The organism is Sphingosinicella sp., assembly GCF_041916975.1.
GTDB lineage: Bacteria > Pseudomonadota > Alphaproteobacteria > Sphingomonadales > Sphingomonadaceae > Sphingosinicella.
The window spans coordinates 3,853,052-3,870,883 of record NZ_JAYRYK010000001.1 but is presented as its reverse complement, the minus strand read 5'-3'; the positions used below and the strand labels follow the sequence as shown (position 1 = coordinate 3,870,883).

The window sequence follows — 17,832 nt, the reverse complement described above, 5'->3', positions numbered from 1 at the left end:
ATGGACCTGTCGTTCAGCCCCGAGGACGCCGCCTTCCGCGAGGAGGTGCGCCGCTTCATCGACGAGAACTATCCCGAAAACCTGAAGGGCAAACTCGACGAGGGCGAGGAATGGTCGAAGGAAGACTATCTCTCGTGGCACCGGATTCTCGGCAAGAAAGGCTGGGTCGCACCCGCGTGGCCGACCGAGTACGGCGGGCCGGGCTGGAGCGCGACGCAGCGCTACATCTTTTCGGAGGAACTTGCGCGCGCCGACACGATCCCGATCCTGCCGTTCGGCATCAGCATGGTCGCGCCGGTGATCTACACGTTCGGTACGCCCGAACAGAAAGCGCGCTTCCTGCCGCGCATCCTTTCGGGCGAGGACTGGTGGTGCCAGGGCTATTCGGAACCGGGCGCGGGGTCGGACCTCGCCTCGCTGCGCACGAAGGCCGAGCGCGACGGCGACCATTATATCGTGAACGGGCAGAAGACGTGGACGACGCTCGCGCAGCACGCGGACTGGGGCTTCTTCCTCGTTCGCACCGACCCGTCCGTGAAGGCGCAGGAGGGCATTAGCTTCCTGCTGATCGACATGAAAACGCCCGGCATCACCGTGCGGCCGATCATCACCCTCGGCGGCGAGCACGAGGTGAACGAGGTGTGGCTGGAAAACGTGCGCGTGCCGGTGGAAAACCGCGTGCACGAGGAGAACAAGGGCTGGACCTGCGCCAAGTTCCTGCTCGCGCACGAACGCACGGGGATTGCGGGCGTCGCGCGCTCCAAGCGCGGCATCGAAAAGCTGCGCGCAATCGCGGCGACCGAGCTGGACGGCGACCGGTCGCTCATTGAGAACCCGTTCTTCAAGCGCAAGATCGCCGAGCTGGAAATCGACCTCGCCGCGCTCGAATTCACCGAGCTGCGCGGGCTGGCGGCGCTCGCGGCCGGAAAACCGCCGGGGGCTGAATCCTCGCTGCTCAAGATCAAGGGCACCGAGATCCAGCAGCGCATCACCGAGCTGACGCTGGAAGCGGTTGGCCACTACGCCGCGCCGTATTTCCGCGGCCTCGGCGACAGCGACAACGAGCACGCCATCGGGCCCGAATACGCGCTCCGCGCCGCGCCGACCTATTTCAACATGCGCAAGACCTCGATCTACGGCGGATCGAACGAAATCCAGCGCGGGATCATCGCGAAGATGGTTCTCGGGCTCTAGGGGCAAGACAATGGACTTCAGCTACACCGAAACGCAGACGATGGTGCGCGACACGCTCGCGCGCTTCCTTGCCGACCGCTACGACCACGAAACGCGCATGAAGATCTCGCGTGGGGAAGGCTGGTCGCCCGATATCTGGAAGGCTTTCGCGGAGGAACTCGGCATCCTCGCGGCGCCCTTCTCCGAAAGCCTCGGCGGGCTCGGCGGCGGCGCGGTCGAGAACATGATCGTGATGGAGGAACTGGGCAATGCGCTGGTTCTGGAACCCTATCTTTCAACCGTGGTGATCGGCGGCGGCTTCGCGCGCGAGACGGGCCGCACAGACCTGATCGAGAGCATCATCGCGGGGACGACGACCACGGCGTTCGCGTGGGCCGAACCCAAAGGGCGCTTCGATCCGGCGAACATCGCGACCGCCGCGAAAAAATCCGGTGGCGGCTGGACGCTTTCGGGCCACAAGGCGGTGGTGCGCGATGCGCCGTTCGCGAGCCACCTGATCGTCACGGCGCGCACCGGCGGCGGGCAGTGTGAGCAGGCTGGCGTGAGCCTGTTCCTTGTCGAAAGCGGCGCGAAGGGCGTGGTGCGGCGGGATTACCCGACCGTGGACGGCGGACGCGCCTCCGAGGTCTATTTCGAGAACGCCGAGGTGCCCGGCGATGCGCTGCTCGGCGAGGTGGACGGCGCCTTCCCGCTCGTCAGCCGGATCATCGACGAGGCGACGACCGCGCTCTGCGCCGAAGCTGTGGGTGTGCTCCGCGAACTCCACCGGCAGACGCAGGACTATGCGCAGCAGCGCAAGCAGTTCGGCCAGCCGATCTCGAAGTTCCAGGTGCTCCAGCACCGCATGGTCGACATGTTCATGGAGGCCGAACAGGCGGCATCGATGGCGCTGATGGCCACGCTCAAACTCCCCGACCCCGCCGCCGTTTCAATGGCAAAGGCGAAGATCGGCAAAGGGCTGACGCTGAGCGGCCAGGAAGCCATCCAGATCCATGGCGGCATGGGCATGACCGACGAACTCGCCGTCGGCCACTACTTCAAGCGTGCAACGATGATCGAAAGTCAGTTCGGGAATACGGACTGGCATTTGCAGCGCTACGAGGCGCTGGCGTTCGGGGAAGCGGCGTAGGGCTTCCGCTTTCGTGTGTTATCAAATCTCTCTATGCGCCGCCGGCAGCGGCAGGTGAAAACGTCGATGGTACAATATCGCTACCTGTCCGCTGGCGAGACAATGCCAGAAATGGCTGACGATGAGCTGTGGCTGGAAATCGAAGCGAGCTTTGACGGTCGCTTCTTTGGTACAGGTTGCGGGCGCAAGCTGTCTGGCGAAAGCGTGTTTTACATTTCTCTGCCAGAGGACGATGTGAACTTGAAAACGGCGCTCAGCGCTGCGACAAAATGGGCCGGTGAGCACGGCGTTACCTGCATCTGGGTGCAAACAACACCAGCGCTCTAAATCATCAACCCGCCCTTGCTACACATCAATCCTCAATGGCGGCGTAGACCATCGTCTTCAGTTCGCGGCGGACGGGGTAGGAGGATGACGGGATGAGCTGTGTCATGAAGATGCAGATGAGGTCTTCGACCGGGTCGATCCAGAAGGCGGTGGAGGCGGCGCCGCCCCAGAAATAGTCGCCTGCCGAGCCCGGGATCATCGTCTTTGCCGGGTCCATCGTCGTTGCGAAGCCGAGGCCGAAGCCGATGCCGTTGTAGTTCGCTTCCGAAAACAGCGAGACGGACAGCGCGGGCAGATCGACGCCGCCCGGCAGGTGGTTCGCGGTCATCAGGTCGAGCGTCTTGCGGCTGATGTAGCGGCGTCCATCCGCCTCGCCGCCATTCAGCAGCATCTGCGCGAATTTCAAATAGTCGTGCGCCGTGCCGACGAGACCGCCGCCCCCCGAGACGAACGCGGGCGGCTTCCGGAAGCTGGAAAGCGCAGGATCATCCTGCAGGATCGTGCGCCCGCTCGGCGTAAGAGCGTAGCAGCCGGCGAGACGCCCTTCCTCGCCCGCACGAACCTGAAAATCCGTGTCGATCATGCCGAGCGGCGTCAGCAGGCGTTCGCGCAGGAAATCCTCGAAGGCCTGCCCGGAGATGCGCTCGATCAGATAGCCGAGCACATCGGTCGAGACCGAATAGTTCCACTTTTCGCCGGGCGAGAATTCGAGCGGCAGCTCGGCGAGCCCGGCGATCATCTGGTCGAGCGTGATCGTGCCCTTCTCGATCTCGCCGATGCCGCGCGCGCGGTAGGCCGCGTCCACATTGGTGCGGTTCTGGAAGCCGTAGGTGAGACCCGAGGTGTGGCGCAGCAGATCGATGATCAGCATCGGCCGGGCGGGCATCGTCGTCTGGAAGCCGGTCTTGTCGATGCCGCCCGTGAAGACCCCGAGACTTTTCCATTCGGGGATGAAGCGGTGGACGGGATCATCGAGCGCGACGCGCCCCTCCTCCACCAGCATCATGAACGCGACCGACGTGATCGGCTTCGTCATCGAATAGATGCGGAAGATCGTATCCTCCGCGATCGGCGTGCCACGCTCCCGGTCCGCGAGGCCGCGCACGCCGACATGGGCGATCTCGCCCCGGCGCGCGACCAGCGTGAGCGTGCCGGCCATCTTGCCCGGCGCGACATACGTCTGCTCCAGGAAGTCGTCGATGCGGGCGAGCCTCGCCGCCGACATGCCATGTCCCTGACCGATTTTCAGCACCAACAGGGCCTCCTTAAACGCACCCGTGTCTTGTACGGCGCCATCGTACACGGATGCACTCGCCAATGTCATCGGTTTCGCGTATCCGGGCCGGCTGTTTTGAAAACGGTTCGATGATCATGCTGAATACCCCTGCCGCCGCGCGCGGAAGCCTCTCTGAACTGCTGGCGCTTGCCTCGCCGGTGATCCTGTCGCGCCTCGGCATCATGATGATGGGGCTGACGGACGCGATCGTCGTGGGGCACCACAGCTCGATCGAACTCGGCTACCACGCGCTCGGCTGGGCGCCGACGATGATCGCGCTGACGACCGGCGTCGGGCTGCTGACGGGCGTGCAGGTGCTGACGGCGCAGCGCATCGGCGAGGACCGCCCCGAAGATGCGGGCGCTGTGCTGCGGCGCGGGCTGCTCTTCGCCGCTGCGGTCGGCGTGGTGTTCGGTACGGCATTGTGGTTCGGCGCTGCGCCGGCGATGCACGCCATCGGCCTCGAACCCGCGCTTGCCGAAGGTGCGGCCGCGGTCGCGCGCACCTTCGCGCTTTCAACGCCCGCCTATCTGCTCTCGATCGCTCTCATCTTCTGGCTGGAGGCGCTCGGGCGGCCGGGCCCGGCGGCAGCGCTGATGTGGGGTGCGAACATCGTGAACCTCGCGGCGAACCTCTGGCTTGTGCCCGGCACGTCGTCCTTTCCGGTCGAAGGCGCCGTGGCCTCTGCGACCGCGACCTTCATCGCGCGCATCGCGCTCGTCATCGGGCTTGCCGCCTATCTGGTGCTGTGGGCCGACGCCCGGCGGAAATACGGCCTTTTCGCCGCGGCACCGGGCGCGCCGGGGTGGAAGCCGCTGATCTGGATCGGCGGCGCGGCGGCCGCTTCGCTGTTTGTCGAAACCACTGCATTTGCAGGCATGAACGCCATCGCAGGCCTGCTCGGCGGGCTGGAGGCGGCGGCGTGGGCGGTCGTTTTCAACGTCTCCGCGATCGTCTTCATGGTGCCGCTCGGCTTCGCGTCGGCAACCGCCGTTCTCGTGGGGCGCGGCTTTGGCGAACGTTCGCCCGCCGCCGTCCGACGGTCGGGCCTGCTCGGACTCGCCGCAACTGGATCCGTGCTCGTCGTGATCGCGGCGATCGTGGCGCTGCTGCCGGAAACGATCATCAGCGCCTACACGACCGATCCTGCGCTGATCGTGCTGGCGATCCCGGCAATGGCGCTCTCGTCGCTGTTCTTCGTCGCGGACGGTCTTCAGGTCGTCGCGGCGAATGCGCTACGTGCACGCGACGACGTCTGGCTGCCGACGCTGACGCACACGATCAGCTACGCAGGCGTGATGCTGCCGCTCGGTTATGTGCTGGGATTGCCGCTCGGCATGGGCCTCGTCGGCCTCGTCTGGTCGGTCGTGATTGCCAGCCTGTTTGCCTCGGGCTTTCTGCTCACGCGCTTCTGGTGGCTCTCGCAGCGGTCATTCGGCCCGGAGGCGAAAGCTCTCCAGAGCCTCGCGTAGGAGCGGCGGCAGCGGCGCGTTGCCGTGTTCATCGCGGTGGACGAGCACCGAATCGCAAAGACCGATGCAGACGCCGCGCTGGAACATGGCAAGGCCGAGCCGGTAGGACGACCCGCCGATGTGAACGATGCCGACGCCGATCTCTACCGGATCGGGCCAGTGCCCTTCCGCGAGATAATCGATCGCGAGATGCGCGATGAAACCCCGGAAGCGTTCGAGCCCCGGCCGGCGATGCAGATCGAAATGAAAGCGGACGCGCCCCTCCTCGTAGAAGCGCGCGACCGCCACATTGTTGAGGTGCTGGTTGAGGTCCATGTCGCCGAAGCGCGGCACCATTTCGATCCGAAACGGATAGGCGGCCAAATCCCGGCGGCGCGGATCATCCCTCATGCATCAGCCTTCCAATGTCGAGCAGCGTTAGACATGGCAGGTCGAAGCCGCCGGGTCCGCCCTTCAATCGGACAGGGTCCGCCGAAGATCAGGCCTTGAGCAGCCTCTCCACGATGGCGTCCGCCGCGGCTTCCGGCGACAGCCTGGTGGTGTCGATGCGGATTTCGGGGCTTTCCGGCGCTTCGTAGGGGCTGTCGATGCCGGTGAAGTTACGGAGCTGGCCAGCGCGGGCCTTCTTGTAGAGGCCTTTGACGTCGCGCTTTTCGGCTTCGGCGAGCGGCGTGTCGACGAAGACCTCGATGAAGTCGCCTTCGGGCAGCATCGCGCGGACCATCTGGCGCTCGGCGCGGAACGGCGAGATGAAGGCCGTGAGCACGATGAGGCCCGCGTCCGTCATCAGTTTCGCCACCTCGCCGACGCGGCGGATGTTCTCCACGCGGTCGGCCTCCGTGAAGCCGAGGTCCTTGTTGAGACCGTGGCGGACATTGTCACCGTCGAGCAGGAACGTGTGCTTGCCGAGGGCGTGCAGCTTCTTTTCGACGAGGTTGGCGATCGTCGACTTGCCCGCACCCGAGAGGCCGGTGAACCACAGCAGCTTCGGCTGCTGCGCCTTCTGCGCGGCGTGCGCCTCGCGCGTGATGTCCGCCGCCTGCCAGTGGATGTTCTGCGAGCGCCGGAGCGCGAAGTGGATGAGGCCCGCGCCGACGGTGGCGTTCGTCATCCGGTCGATCAGGATAAAGCCGCCCAGTTCGCGGCTTTCCGCATAAGGCGCGAACGGGATCGGCTTGCCGAGCGCGATATTGACGACGCCGATGGCATTGAGGTCCAGCGTCTTCGCGGCGAGGCGCTCCAGCGTGTTGACGTTCACCTCGTACTTGGGCTCGGTGATCGTCGCGGAGACGGTGGTGGTGCCGAGCTTCAGCCAATAGGGGCGGCCGGGCAGCATCTTCGCGTCCGACATCCAGACAACGGTCGCTTCGAACTGATCGGCGACTTCGAGCGGCGAGTCGGCCGAGACGATCACGTCGCCGCGCGAGCAGTCGATCTCGTCCGCGAGGGTGAGTGTAATGGACTGGCCCGCGACGGCTTCATCGAGGTCGCCGCCTGCCGTAACGATGCGCGCGACGCTGGAGGTCTTGCCCGAAGGCACGACGCGGACGGCGTCGCCCGGCTTCACGCTTCCGGCGGCAATCTGCCCCGCGAAACCGCGGAAATCGAGATCGGGGCGGTTCACCCACTGCACCGGCAACCGCAAAGGCCCGGCCTGACGCGCGGTGCCGTCCACCTCGACCGTTTCGAGATGTTCGACGAGGCTCGGCCCTTCGTACCACGGCGTGTTCTCGCTGCGGCTGCCGATATTGTCTCCGCCGAGACCGGAAATCGGGATCGCCTTGAAGCGCGTGATGCCGATCTCGGTCGCGAAGGCGCGGTAATCGAGCACGATGCGATCGAAGGCGGCGCGGTCGTAGTCGACGAGGTCCATCTTGTTGACCGCGAGCACGAGGTTCCGGATGCCGAGCAGGTGCGCGAGATAGGTATGGCGGCGCGTCTGCGTGAGCACGCCCTTGCGCGCATCGATGAGGATGATGGCAAGGTCCGCCGTGGAAGCGCCCGTCACCATGTTGCGCGTGTACTGCTCGTGGCCGGGCGTGTCGGCGACGATGAACTTGCGCTTGTCGGTCGCGAAAAAGCGGTAGGCGACGTCGATGGTGATGCCCTGCTCGCGCTCGGCGGCGAGGCCGTCCACCAGCAGCGCGAAATCGAGCGCGCCGCCCTGCGTGCCGACCGTCTTCGAATCCGCCGCGAGCTTCGCGAGCTGATCCTCGAAGATCATCTTGCTGTCGTAGAGAAGCCGGCCGATCAGCGTCGACTTGCCGTCGTCCACGCTGCCGCAGGTGATGAAGCGCAGCAGCGACTTGTTCTCGTGCTGCTCGAGATACGCCTCGATGTCGCGTTCGATGAGGTCCGAGGAGCCGTAAACTTCGAGGGCCATCAGAAATACCCCTCCTGCTTTTTCTTTTCCATCGAGGCGGCCTGATCGTGGTCGATCGCCCTGCCCTGCCGTTCGGAGGTGGTGGTGAGCAGCATTTCCTGGATGATCTCGGGCAGCGTCGCGGCCTTGCTCTCCACCGCACCCGTCAGCGGATAGCAGCCAAGCGTGCGGAACCGGATCGAGCGCATCTCGGGCGTCTCGCCCTCGGCGAGCGGAAAGCGATCATCGTCCACCATCAGGAGCAGGTCGCCGCGGCGCACTGTGGGGCGCTCTTCCGAGAAATACAGCGGCACGATCGGGATGTTCTCGCGGTGGATGTATTGCCAGATGTCGAGCTCGGTCCAGTTCGAGATCGGGAACACCCGGATGCTTTCGCCCTTGTTCTTGCGGACGTTGTAGAGGTTCCACAGCTCGGGGCGCTGGTTCTTGGGATCCCAGCGGTGCGTCGCGGTGCGGAAGCTCATGATCCGCTCCTTGGCGCGGCTCGCCTCCTCGTCGCGGCGCGCGCCGCCGAAGGCCGCATCGAAGCCATGATGATCGAGCGCCTGCTTGAGGCCTTCGGTCTTCCACATGTCGGTGTGCAGCGCCGAGCCGTGATCGAACGGGTTGATGCCCCGTTCCTTCGCCTCGGGGTTGTGCCAGACGAGAAGCTCCATGCCCGCGTCCGCGGCCGACTTCTCGCGTAGGTCGTACATCGCGCGGAACTTCCACGTCGTGTCGACATGCAGCAGCGGGAACGGCGGCGGCGCCGGATAGAACGCCTTCTTCGCCAGATGCAGCATCACGGCAGAGTCCTTGCCGATGGAATAGAGCATCACCGGCTTCTCACACTCCGCGACGACCTCGCGGAAGATGTGCAGGCTTTCGGCTTCAAGGCGATCGAGATGGGTCAGGGGCTTCATGGCACCGCTCTATGCGCGAACAGGCCTTACCAAACAAAGTACAAAGTCTTGGGCACAGACTAGCTCTGTTTTCCGACCCCATTTTAGCCTCGGTCGCGCACTGTCACAAAACTGTAATAATTCATTTACGAGACTGTCACAAAATTGTAATGTTCGAGCAAAGAGGGGTTCCTGAGTCGCCGGAGCCTAGGAACCAGTACCGAGGGAGTGTTGCCATGAAACTTGCGTTTGCCGCCGCCACCGCCGCCGCTCTCCTTGCCGGCTGCACCACGTCGCCCACCCAGCAGGCCGAAATCGGCTACGCGCCGGGCTCGCTCGGCTATGCGGCGATGACAAAGGGTGACTGGCAGAAGGCTGAAGCACAGCTGATGCACACGAACGCGGAAGACCCCGCCCGCCTGCTCAACCTCGCGCAGATCTATCGTGTGACCGAGCGCGATCTCGCCGCACGCGACCTTTATGCGAAGGTTCTGGAGGAAGACGACATGCAGCTCGTGCTTTCGGACGGCAGCGTCGTCTCGGCACATGCAGTCGCAAAGTCCGCACTGCAGACGACAGCGACCGCCGCTCGCAACTAAACGCGGTTAGAGCCTGTCCTGTTCAGTTTGAGGCATCGTGATTGCGTTTCCGTGTTCGTCCGGCAAGGAGCGTGGTGCGGCGCGTAGCAGAGCTACGCGCAAACCGCGCGACGCCGTCCGGCGGGCGCGGTAACGCGGGCCGCGAAGCGGCGGGCGGAAATGGGCGCATGGGGGCGTCGCTCGTCGATCACGATGCGTCTGCATCACTCCCTCCTCGCTCCTACCCATGCACCCATTTCCGCTCCGTCACGACGCCTCAAACTAAACAGAACAGGCTCTAGCGGCAGCCGATCAGGCCGAACACCGGAAGCACGACCGAACCGCGCGCCGACTGCCAGGTCAGCGTGCCTTCGGGAATGATGGCGCCCGCAAGCAGGCCTTCGCGCTGCTCGATGCGAACATCGATGGTGATGCTGTGCCCGGCGCCCGCGAAGCGCTGAACGGAGGCGTGGCGGACGATGGGATCGCCTTCCGACGCCGTGCGCGCGAGCACGATGACCTTGCTGTCATCGACGATGCGGATCGTCGCCGGCTCATCCAGAACAAAGGCGACGCGGCGCGCAGGTTCGGTACGCTGCCAGAGCGCCATGCCGCACTGGCCCAGCTGAAGCTCCTGCTGCGGCAACTCGGCAAGCGGACGCTCGGCGGAAATACTGGTCGCAAGTGGACGCGGTGCCGGGCCGCCCGCGCCGCCGCAGGACGCAGCGGCCAGCGTACCGAGCAGAATCACGGCGCGCTTCATTGCAGGCGGCCTTCTCCGCGCAGCACGAGATTGCCGCCTTCGCGCACGAAACCCGCGGCGAGGAGACCGGCATCAGTCGCGGGCGCACCCGCGACCTTGATCTCGTATGTGTAGCCGGCGTCGCCTGCGACATGGACGAAGAGGCTGGCATCGCCCGCCGGGGTACGCCCTGTAAGCGGCAGCAGCAGGCGCCCATCAGCGCAGGTCGCGGTGCCCGCGATCGACATGCCAGCTCCCTCCATCCGAACATCGGCAGTGACCGCGCCTGAAGCGGTGCTGCAGGCCTTGTCCGCGAAGGCGACGCTGAAATCCTGAAGCGAAAGCGTCGCGGCGACGCCCGGCACGAGCGGCGGCATCGGAATGGCGGCAGTGACGTCCTCCGCAGCGAAGGCGCCGCGCGCAGCGACAAGCGCGCCCACGGGTGCGGGCCCTTCCGCTTCCGGCGCGAAACGGAAACGCGCCTCCCCGGTGAGAAGCGCAAGCGGCGACAGCGACAAGCGCAGATCGCCAAGTGAAGCGCTGCCAAACCCCGCACCCGCAGCGTGGCCTGACCAGATCGATCCCGAAACGCTGCGCGCGTGGAACCCCTGCGCCGGAAGCGGCGACAACGAGAGCGCAAACGCCAGCGGGAACAGGATCAGCAAGAACAGAATCAGCGCCGCAGCGAACACCACGACAAGCCTGCGGGCCGGAAGCACCGTCATGCCGGGCCGTCCGTAAAACCGATCTCGGCCGAGACGGTCGAATCATCGTTGCGCTGCACGAGCACGCGATCGGCGACGACGCCGTCTTTTTCGAGCCCCGCGATCCAACCGAACAGGAAGCTCGGCTTCACCGCCGCGATGCCGACGCGCACGCCGCCGCCATCTTCGGGCTGTATCGAGGTAAATTCGAGCCCCGCCGCGCTTGCCGAGGCGGCGACGATGTCGCGCACCGCTCGCCCGTCTTCGCTGGCCGGCACTCCCCCCTCCGCGGCAATCCCCGCAGCCGCCGCACGCACCGACGGCATCTGGGCCGCGATACGGTCGTGACGTTCAGCCGCACTCTCGCGGAACGCCGCGAGTGGCCGCAGAATCGCGAGCCAGAACAGCATCGCGAGAACGAGGGCGGCAAGGACGCCAAGCAGTCGCTGTTCGCGCGCGTCGCGACCGTGCCACCATGTTAACGCTGTTTGCATCACAGGCGCGACACCTCGACATCGATACGCTGGCCGTTGTCGCCGCTGCGCGAGGCGCCCTCGACAAGGTTCAGCCCGTCCGCCGCCATGCGCTGCTTCACGGGATCGACCGTAGCGCCCATCGGCGCGATCAGTGTGGCACGCATCGCGCCCGTCGGCTCATAGCGCAGCGATTCGAGCCGGATCGTGCCGCTCGCCTGCAACGCGCCGAACAGCGACGCCGCCATGCCGGTGAAGCCGCCGCCGGACGCGGACGCGGCATAGCGCTGCTGAAGCTGAAGCGCCGGATCGGTGATCGCCACACCCGGCAGCGCCTTCGCCGCGAGCGTATTCATTTCCGCCTCCAGCGCATTCGCCGCGAAGTGGTGACGGAGTGCAAGCGCGAGATCTGCCCCGAGCCACGCCGCCACGATACCCGCCGCAAGAAGCGCCATACGCCGAATGTCCGCGCGGCTGACCGCACGTGCAGCCGCCTTGCGAAATGCCCCCTGCCGAAGATTGAGCGGCGTTTCCGGATAGGTGGGAAGATCAAGAATATCGCGAAGGATCGGCCGCAGCGGCCGGCCACCAATCAGCATCTCGGCGAGCGCAGGCTCGGTCTCGAGCGCAAGATCGGGCGCACGCACGAGCAGCATGTCCCCCGCGCGAAGCGTGCTGACAGCATCCTCGACGACCGGCAGCAGCAGTGGCGTGGGCACCATTTCATCGGGATCGAGTTTGTGGTGCGCGAGCGCGGCGAGCCAGCCCTCCATCACGGTTTTGTCGACGATACCGATCAGGCGCCGGCCCTCGGCGTCTGCCGTCTCCGCCGCTGCGACATGCTGATCGGCGATGGGCGCAGCGACGAAATCGGCAGCGAGGTGACGCGCCGCGGCGGCGGCCTGCGCGGCGGATGCAGCGGCAAGCTCCGCCCAGTGCAGCGACACGGCGCTGCCCGGCACGATGGCGGTAACGCGCGTATCCTCGTCGATCTGCGCCTCTGCATCATCGACGAGCAGCCCGGAGGCGAGCGTACGCCCGTCCTCGCCCTGCGTCCGCCAGCGCAGTGCCGTCCCCGAGGCGGGGAGCAGGACGAAGAGGCGCCGGCTCATTCCTCGACCGTCCAGCGGCGCTCGACAACGCGCGTGCGATTGCGCGAGACATCGAGCAGCGCGGTTTCGGTGAGCGTGTAGCCCGCTGCATCCATATCGATCTCAAGCGCGAACCAGCGCGAGGTGAGCTTCACCTGATCCAGCTCCTCGCTCGACGGCGACAGCGCCGCAAGCACGGGATGCTCCCAGAAATCGAGAACGTCGGTCCAGCCGCCCGCGGGACGACCCGCCATCACCTGACGCGCCGCATCGGGCGTGAGCCGCCCAGGCATGATCATCGTCAGAAGCGGCGCCTGGGCCGCTTCGAGCGTGTTGACGTTGATCGGTGAAAGTTCAGTTGTCGGCAAGGCGCATACCCAAGGTCTCACGACTTCATAGATTTCCGGCGTGATCCCCGCAACCGCGCGCAGTTCGCTGACCTCGGCGAGCATCGTATTTCCCGTGCGATAGGCGGGGGATAGCCGCGTGTAGGCCTCGTCCTCGCCGCCGAGGGGGAGCGGCGACGAATCCGCGTCGATCCAGTCCGCGAGCGTGAAGGCGGCGCGGCGCGCCTCGGATTCGGAAATGCCGAGCGTCGTCATCAGTGCCGTGAACTGCGCGATGCCGCGCGGGCGGGCGCGCAGTGTTGTGGGGGAGCCGCCGTCCGCGACGCTGTTGAGGTTGAAGCAGTTGCCGCCATCGGAGACGCGGGCGCGGATGGTTCCGGTCTTGTCGGGCGTCGGGAACACGAATTCGCGGCCGCTCCAACCGGTGGGCAATTGTTCGCCTGCCGTGCTGACGAGCGCGGCGATGCGTTCGAGCGCCATCACTTCGGCGCCGAGCACGGTGTAGCGCGCCTGCATGGCGACGCGGCTGTTGCCCGCCATGCGCACTGAGCGGTTGATGGTTTCGAGCGCGGTCGCGGTGAGCGCGCCCATCACCGCCACCAGCATCAGCACGGTGAGCAGCGCCATGCCGCGCTCGCGCATACGCCGCTTCATAGCGGCACCTGCGTGAGGAAAAGCTGGCGCACGACGCCGAAGCGCGCCGTGGTTGCATCGATGCGGACGGCGAGCGGCAGGATGCTCGGCTGCAGCGGATCCCATGCCGCGCGCCAATCGGCGGTTGCGACCGCGCCCGGCGTCGGATCCGGCGCGGCGCGGTAGGCGACATCGACTGCGCTTACGCCCTTCGCCAGCACCGCGGGTTCGCCGAACGCCGCACCGTCCACCATCGGCCGGGCGCGGCGCACGATGGCATCGTTTTCGAGCCGGTATTCGACATATTGCAGCGAGGCGCGCGGCGCACCGCCGGGGTTTTCCCAGCCACGCCGCACGAAGGCGAACAGGCGCCCGTTGCCGTCGGCGCCTTCGAATGCCGGACGCGCCTCCCCCGCCTCGCCGCGCGGCATACGCTCGGCGGCCTGCGCGAGATCGGCGCGGAGCGCGGCGCGCAGGCGTTGGAAATCCTGCACCGACGTCGACACGTCCGACAGGCGAAGCTGCGCGTCGGCGGAGTTGCCGAGCACGACGACCGCCGCCGCCGCGAGCAGCGAGAAGACGAAGAGCGCGACCAGCGTCTCGACGAGGGTGAAGCCGTTCCTCACGGCGCGGCGACGCCCCGGAAGGCGGTGAGATCGCCCGCCGCGCCGCCGGGGCCGCGCACGGCGACGGAAATGCGGATGAGGCGCGCGTTTTCGGTGCGCGCGACTTGCCGCGTCACGCTCCAGTTCACGCCGGCGTTCACCACCGTGCCGCTGGTTTCGCCAAGGGGCGGCGGCTCTGGCTGCGTGAGCGCGTCAACGATCGCGTTTTCGGCGACGATGTCGGCGAGCAGCACGTCTTCGACGCGTCCCGCCGTCATCGCGTTGGCAGCACCGAGACGGATGAGCGCGAGCACGGCAAGCCCGAGCACGGCCATCGCGACCATGACCTCGATCAGCGTGAAGCCGTCCTCACGCCCCCGCATCGACCCTCACCTCGCCTGAGCCGAGCACGCGCACGACGCTGCGGCGATCATCGTTCATCAGCGTCAGCGCCTGCGCCTCGCTCATGCCGACGCTGTCGAAGCTGACGCGAAGCTCGCCGTTTTCGGGGAGCGCAGGCGTTGTGCCGCCGCGCCACGCCGCCTCGCCAAGCGGTTCGTCGGCAAGCGGCTTCCATGTCTTGCCCTGCCGCTCGACGAAACGGTAGCCGCGCGCATCGAGGATCGCGGAGGTTTCTCGGTTCGCCAGAATGGCATGATCGCGCGCCGCGAGCAGCCGCGCGGCAAGCCGCTCGCTCTCGCGCGCCAGCGTCGATTCCGAAGATGGCAGGTTCACCACCACGACCGCCGCCATCAGGCCGACGATCGCCAGCACCACCATCATCTCGACGAGGGTGAAGCCGCGCTCGGCGCTAATTCTGCCAGTTGCCGAGATCGGCATCATCCCCTTCCCCGCCCGGCTTGCCGTCCGCGCCGAACGAAAAAATGTCGAAGCGGCCGTTCGTGCCGGGGAACGCGTACTGATAGGGATTGCCCCACGGGTCTGCCGGAAGCCGCTGGAGATAGCCGCCGCTGCGATAACGATCCGGCCGTGCCAGCGTGGCGGGCGGCGTCACGAGCGCCTGCAGGCCGTCCTCGGTGCGCGGGTAGGTCATGTTGTCGATGCGGTACATCTCCATCGCCTGACCGATCAGCGCGATATCTGCGCGCGCCTTTTCCACCATCGCGCGGTCCTGGCTCGGCAGCACGTTGATGACCACGAACGTCGTGAGCAGACCGATGATGGCGAGCACGACCATCAGCTCCACGAGCGTGAATCCGTCTTCGCGTTTCTTCTTCTGTTCGGGCGTCTGCACGGGGAACCTCACTTGATGGCAATGGTATCGAGCTGCAGGATCGGCAGCAGGATGGATAGCACGATTGTCGCGATCACGCCGCCCATGATCACGATGATGAGCGGTTCGAGCAGGCTGAGCGCGCTTTTGGTGAAGGCGTCGAACTCACGTTCCATGTAGTCGGCTGCGCGGCCGAGCATCTGCGCGAGCTTGCCGCTCGATTCACCCGATGCGGTCATGTGGACGAGAAGCGGCGGGAAGATGCCGGTGCGGCGCATCGAGCCGGAAAGGCTGCCGCCCTCGCGGATCGATTCCACCATGTCCTCGGTCGCGCCGCGCAGCACGCGGTTGCGGATGGTGCGCGAGGTGACGGCGAGGCCGTCGAGCAGCGGCATCCCGTTGTCGACCATCGTGGAAAGCGTGCGCGCAAGGCGTGCGGCATGAAGGTCGCGGAGCAGACGGCCGATGAGGGGAATCCCGAGCAGCCGGCGATCGACCTTCAGGTGAAAATCCTCGCGCTGCATCATGCGCCCGAAGACCACGACGCCGATGCCGATCAGCGCGAGCACGATGAGGCCGTAGCTTGTCATGAAATCCGAAATGCCGATGACGATGCGCGTGAGCAGCGGCAATTCCTGCCCCATGTCGTTGAACTGCTCGACGACCTTGGGGATCACGTAGGTCATCATGCCGATGACGATGAGCAGCGCGACGAGCGCGAGCATCGCAGGATAGGCGAGCGCGGTGAGGATTTTGCCGCGCACTTCCGCCTGTCGCTCGTGGAGATCGGCGAGGCGTTCGAGAATCTCGGTCATGCCCCCCGAACCTTCGCCCGCCGCGACCATCGCGCGGTAGAGCGGCGGGAAGCTCGCGGATTCGAGCGCCATCGCGTCGGCGAGGCGGCGGCCTTCGACGACGCCGCCGTGCACGCGCCAGACCACATCGGCGACGCGCTTCTGTTCGGACTGCATGGCGATCGAGCGCAGCGCCTCTTCGAGCGGCGACACCGAGATGAGTGTCGCGAGCTGGCGCGTGAACAGCGTGAGCGCCTTGGCGGACAGCTTGCGACGACCGAAACCGGCGCTGAGCGTAGGTGCCGGTGCGGTGCGCGCCTCCGCAGCGGCGGCACCGAGGCGCACAGGGAGCAGTTTGCGGCGTTCGAGGAGCGCGCGCGCGTCGCCCTCGCTGGCGGCGGTCAGCGTTCCCGTGCGCTCGCGGCCCGCGGTGTCGAGCGCGAGATAATCAAAGGTCGGCATCGACCGCCGAATCCCGGCGCATGATCCGCACCGCCTCTTCAACCGTGGTCTTGCCGTCGACGACGAGACGCCGCACAGCCGCCGCGAGGTTCGGCGCGCGGCCGAACGCCTGCCGCGCGATCACCGCCTCGTCGGCACCCGACAGGATAAGCTGGCGGATATCTTCGTCGATGCGTACCGCCTCGTAGACGCCGATACGGCCGCGGAAACCGGTGTTGGCGCACGAGGGGCAGCCGACTGCATGGCGGATGACGACGCCCGCATCGAGCCCCAATGGGGCGGCATCGGCGGCGCTCGCCTGAACGGGCTGCGAACAGACGCTGCACAGCCGCCGCACCAGCCGCTGCGCGACGACGAGGCGCAGCGACGAGGCCAGCAGGAAGGTTTCGACGCCAAGATCCTTGAGGCGCGTGATCGCGCCGACGGCATCGTTGGTGTGAACCGTGGAGAGCACGAGGTGGCCGGTGAGCGAGGCCTGCACGGCGATGTCCGCCGTTTCGGAATCGCGGATTTCGCCGACCATCACGACGTCCGGGTCTTGCCGGAGGATGGCGCGCAGGCCACCCGCGAAGGTCATGCCGACCTTGGTGTTCACCTGTGTCTGCCCGACGCCGTCGATCGCGTATTCGATCGGGTCTTCGACGGTGAGAATATTGCGCGTGCCGTCGTTCAGCAGGCGGAGGCCCGAATAGAGCGTCGTCGTCTTGCCCGATCCGGTGGGACCGGTGACGAGGATGATGCCGTGCGGTTCCTTCAGCGCATCGGAGACGATGCGGAGCAGATCGGCAGGCATCCCAAGGTCTTCGAGGCCGAGTTCGGCCTGTTCCTTGTCGAGGATACGCAGCACCACGCGCTCGCCGTGGCGCGAGGGCAATGTCGAAACACGCACGTCGAGCGCGCGTCCGCCGAGCGAGAGCCCGATGCGCCCGTCCTGCGGCAGGCGGCGCTCGGCGATGTCGAGGCGCGCCATCACCTTGATGCGGCTGACGACGAGCGGCGCGACTTTCGCGGGCAGGCGCAGCGCCTCGCGCAGCACGCCATCGACGCGCAGGCGAACGATCAGCGAGGACTCGTAGGGCTCCACGTGGATATCGGACGCGCCCTGCCGCACCGCTTCGGCGATGACGCCGTTGATGAGGCGGATGACGGGGGCGTCGTCCTGCGTGTCGAGAAGGTCTTCGGCGGCGGGAATGTCCTCGGCGAGCGCGCCGAGGTCGCCGACCTCGCCGAGCCGGTCCGACACCTGCTCGGCGCTGAGGCCGTCGGTCGCGTAGCGTTCCTGCAGCAGACGTTCGAAATCGCGGCGCGGGACGAAACGCACGACGATCGGGCGGCCAAGGATGCGGCGCACTTCGGTGAGTGCACGCGGATCGTCCCCTTCGCGCAGGCCAACCCCGATCTCCGCGCCTTCATCCTCGAGCACGATCACGCCGAAACGCTTCGCGAAGGCATAGGGAATCTGGATCGGGCGTTCGGAAGGCAGCGGTGCGGCGTCGCCGGCCGTCAT

20 protein-coding genes are annotated in these 17,832 nt (G+C 66.4%); 5 read left to right on the top strand and 15 right to left on the bottom strand.

The genetic code is table 11. The features are described 5' to 3' along the window. Genes ACE3TJ_RS18105 through ACE3TJ_RS18095 form a run of 3 tightly spaced genes read left to right on the top strand, consistent with a single transcriptional unit; the run spans position 1 to position 2,650 of the window. A complete protein-coding gene (locus ACE3TJ_RS18105; protein WP_374598704.1) occupies positions 1-1,194 on the top strand; it encodes an acyl-CoA dehydrogenase family protein in 1,194 nt (397 codons plus the stop codon). 10 nt (positions 1,195-1,204) lie between these two features. Beyond that, positions 1,205-2,323 carry an acyl-CoA dehydrogenase family protein gene (locus ACE3TJ_RS18100; protein WP_374598702.1) on the top strand — a complete coding sequence of 373 codons (1,119 nt, stop codon included), beginning with the start codon at positions 1,205-1,207 and terminating at the stop codon, positions 2,321-2,323. Positions 2,324-2,377: 54 nt separating this feature from the next. Continuing rightward, entirely contained in the window at positions 2,378-2,650 is a 273-nt protein-coding gene (locus tag ACE3TJ_RS18095) for a hypothetical protein (protein ID WP_126494680.1), read from the top strand. 25 nt (positions 2,651-2,675) lie between these two features. Here the strand turns inward: ACE3TJ_RS18095 and ACE3TJ_RS18090 are convergent, their stop codons facing one another. Beyond that, entirely contained in the window at positions 2,676-3,902 is a 1,227-nt protein-coding gene (locus ACE3TJ_RS18090) for a serine hydrolase domain-containing protein (protein ID WP_374599445.1), read from the bottom strand. A gap of 113 nt (positions 3,903-4,015) precedes the next feature. Between ACE3TJ_RS18090 and ACE3TJ_RS18085 the strand changes: the two genes are divergently transcribed. Beyond that, the gene (locus ACE3TJ_RS18085) at positions 4,016-5,398 is read left to right on the top strand and encodes an MATE family efflux transporter (RefSeq protein WP_374598700.1); all 1,383 of its coding nucleotides are present in this window, start codon (positions 4,016-4,018) and stop codon (positions 5,396-5,398) included. Here the strand turns inward: ACE3TJ_RS18085 and ACE3TJ_RS18080 are convergent. The 3 genes from ACE3TJ_RS18080 to cysD all read right to left on the bottom strand — a co-directional run bounded on the left by ACE3TJ_RS18080 (position 5,357) and on the right by cysD (position 8,683). Then, entirely contained in the window at positions 5,357-5,788 is a 432-nt protein-coding gene (locus ACE3TJ_RS18080; protein ID WP_374598698.1) for an acyl-CoA thioesterase, read from the bottom strand. The genes ACE3TJ_RS18085 and ACE3TJ_RS18080 overlap by 42 nt on opposite strands. An 88-nt stretch (positions 5,789-5,876) precedes the next feature. After that, complete coding sequence (gene cysN / locus ACE3TJ_RS18075) at positions 5,877-7,781, bottom strand: sulfate adenylyltransferase subunit CysN (RefSeq protein WP_374598696.1); 1,905 nt, start codon at positions 7,779-7,781, stop codon at positions 5,877-5,879. Continuing rightward, positions 7,781-8,683, bottom strand: a complete 903-nt coding sequence (gene cysD / locus ACE3TJ_RS18070) for a sulfate adenylyltransferase subunit CysD (RefSeq protein WP_374598694.1) — start codon at positions 8,681-8,683, stop codon at positions 7,781-7,783. Before cysD ends, cysN begins: the two co-directional genes overlap by 1 nt. 215 nt (positions 8,684-8,898) lie before the next feature. On the opposite strand from cysD, the gene ACE3TJ_RS18065 reads away from it, so the two are divergent. Next, complete coding sequence (locus ACE3TJ_RS18065; RefSeq protein ID WP_374598692.1) at positions 8,899-9,261, top strand: hypothetical protein; 363 nt, start codon at positions 8,899-8,901, stop codon at positions 9,259-9,261. A 277-nt stretch (positions 9,262-9,538) separates the two neighbouring features. Here the strand turns inward: ACE3TJ_RS18065 and ACE3TJ_RS18060 are convergent, their stop codons facing one another. The 11 genes from ACE3TJ_RS18060 to gspE are packed head-to-tail and all read right to left on the bottom strand — an operon-like array spanning position 9,539 to position 17,832. Further along, on the bottom strand, positions 9,539-10,003 hold the full coding sequence (locus ACE3TJ_RS18060; RefSeq protein WP_374598690.1) for a hypothetical protein: 465 nt from the start codon (positions 10,001-10,003) through the stop codon (positions 9,539-9,541). Continuing rightward, entirely contained in the window at positions 10,000-10,707 is a 708-nt protein-coding gene (gspN, locus tag ACE3TJ_RS18055; protein ID WP_374598688.1) for a type II secretion system protein N, read from the bottom strand. The genes ACE3TJ_RS18060 and gspN overlap by 4 nt, the downstream gene beginning before the upstream one ends. Continuing rightward, a complete protein-coding gene (gspM, locus tag ACE3TJ_RS18050) occupies positions 10,704-11,180 on the bottom strand; it encodes a type II secretion system protein GspM (protein WP_374598686.1) in 477 nt (158 codons plus the stop codon). The genes gspN and gspM overlap by 4 nt, the downstream gene beginning before the upstream one ends. After that, the gene (gspL, locus tag ACE3TJ_RS18045; RefSeq protein ID WP_374598684.1) at positions 11,180-12,271 is read right to left on the bottom strand and encodes a type II secretion system protein GspL; all 1,092 of its coding nucleotides are present in this window, start codon (positions 12,269-12,271) and stop codon (positions 11,180-11,182) included. Before gspL ends, gspM begins: the two co-directional genes overlap by 1 nt. Continuing rightward, complete coding sequence (gene gspK / locus ACE3TJ_RS18040; RefSeq protein ID WP_374598682.1) at positions 12,268-13,251, bottom strand: type II secretion system minor pseudopilin GspK; 984 nt, start codon at positions 13,249-13,251, stop codon at positions 12,268-12,270. The genes gspL and gspK overlap by 4 nt, the downstream gene beginning before the upstream one ends. After that, positions 13,248-13,856: a type II secretion system minor pseudopilin GspJ gene (gene gspJ / locus ACE3TJ_RS18035; RefSeq protein WP_374598680.1), complete on the bottom strand. Its 609-nt coding sequence runs from the start codon at positions 13,854-13,856 to the stop codon at positions 13,248-13,250. The genes gspK and gspJ overlap by 4 nt, the downstream gene beginning before the upstream one ends. Further along, positions 13,853-14,218, bottom strand: a complete 366-nt coding sequence (gspI, locus tag ACE3TJ_RS18030; protein ID WP_374598678.1) for a type II secretion system minor pseudopilin GspI — start codon at positions 14,216-14,218, stop codon at positions 13,853-13,855. The genes gspJ and gspI overlap by 4 nt, the downstream gene beginning before the upstream one ends. After that, the gene (locus tag ACE3TJ_RS18025; RefSeq protein WP_374598676.1) at positions 14,205-14,675 is read right to left on the bottom strand and encodes a GspH/FimT family pseudopilin; all 471 of its coding nucleotides are present in this window, start codon (positions 14,673-14,675) and stop codon (positions 14,205-14,207) included. Before ACE3TJ_RS18025 ends, gspI begins: the two co-directional genes overlap by 14 nt. Next, positions 14,647-15,090 carry a type II secretion system major pseudopilin GspG gene (gene gspG / locus ACE3TJ_RS18020; protein ID WP_374598674.1) on the bottom strand — a complete coding sequence of 148 codons (444 nt, stop codon included), beginning with the start codon at positions 15,088-15,090 and terminating at the stop codon, positions 14,647-14,649. The genes ACE3TJ_RS18025 and gspG overlap by 29 nt, the downstream gene beginning before the upstream one ends. Before the next feature lie 8 nt (positions 15,091-15,098). Further along, positions 15,099-16,325, bottom strand: coding sequence for a type II secretion system inner membrane protein GspF (gene gspF / locus ACE3TJ_RS18015; RefSeq protein ID WP_374598672.1), 1,227 nt, complete (start codon positions 16,323-16,325; stop codon positions 15,099-15,101). After that, complete coding sequence (gene gspE, locus ACE3TJ_RS18010; protein ID WP_374598670.1) at positions 16,312-17,832, bottom strand: type II secretion system ATPase GspE; 1,521 nt, start codon at positions 17,830-17,832, stop codon at positions 16,312-16,314. The genes gspF and gspE overlap by 14 nt, the downstream gene beginning before the upstream one ends.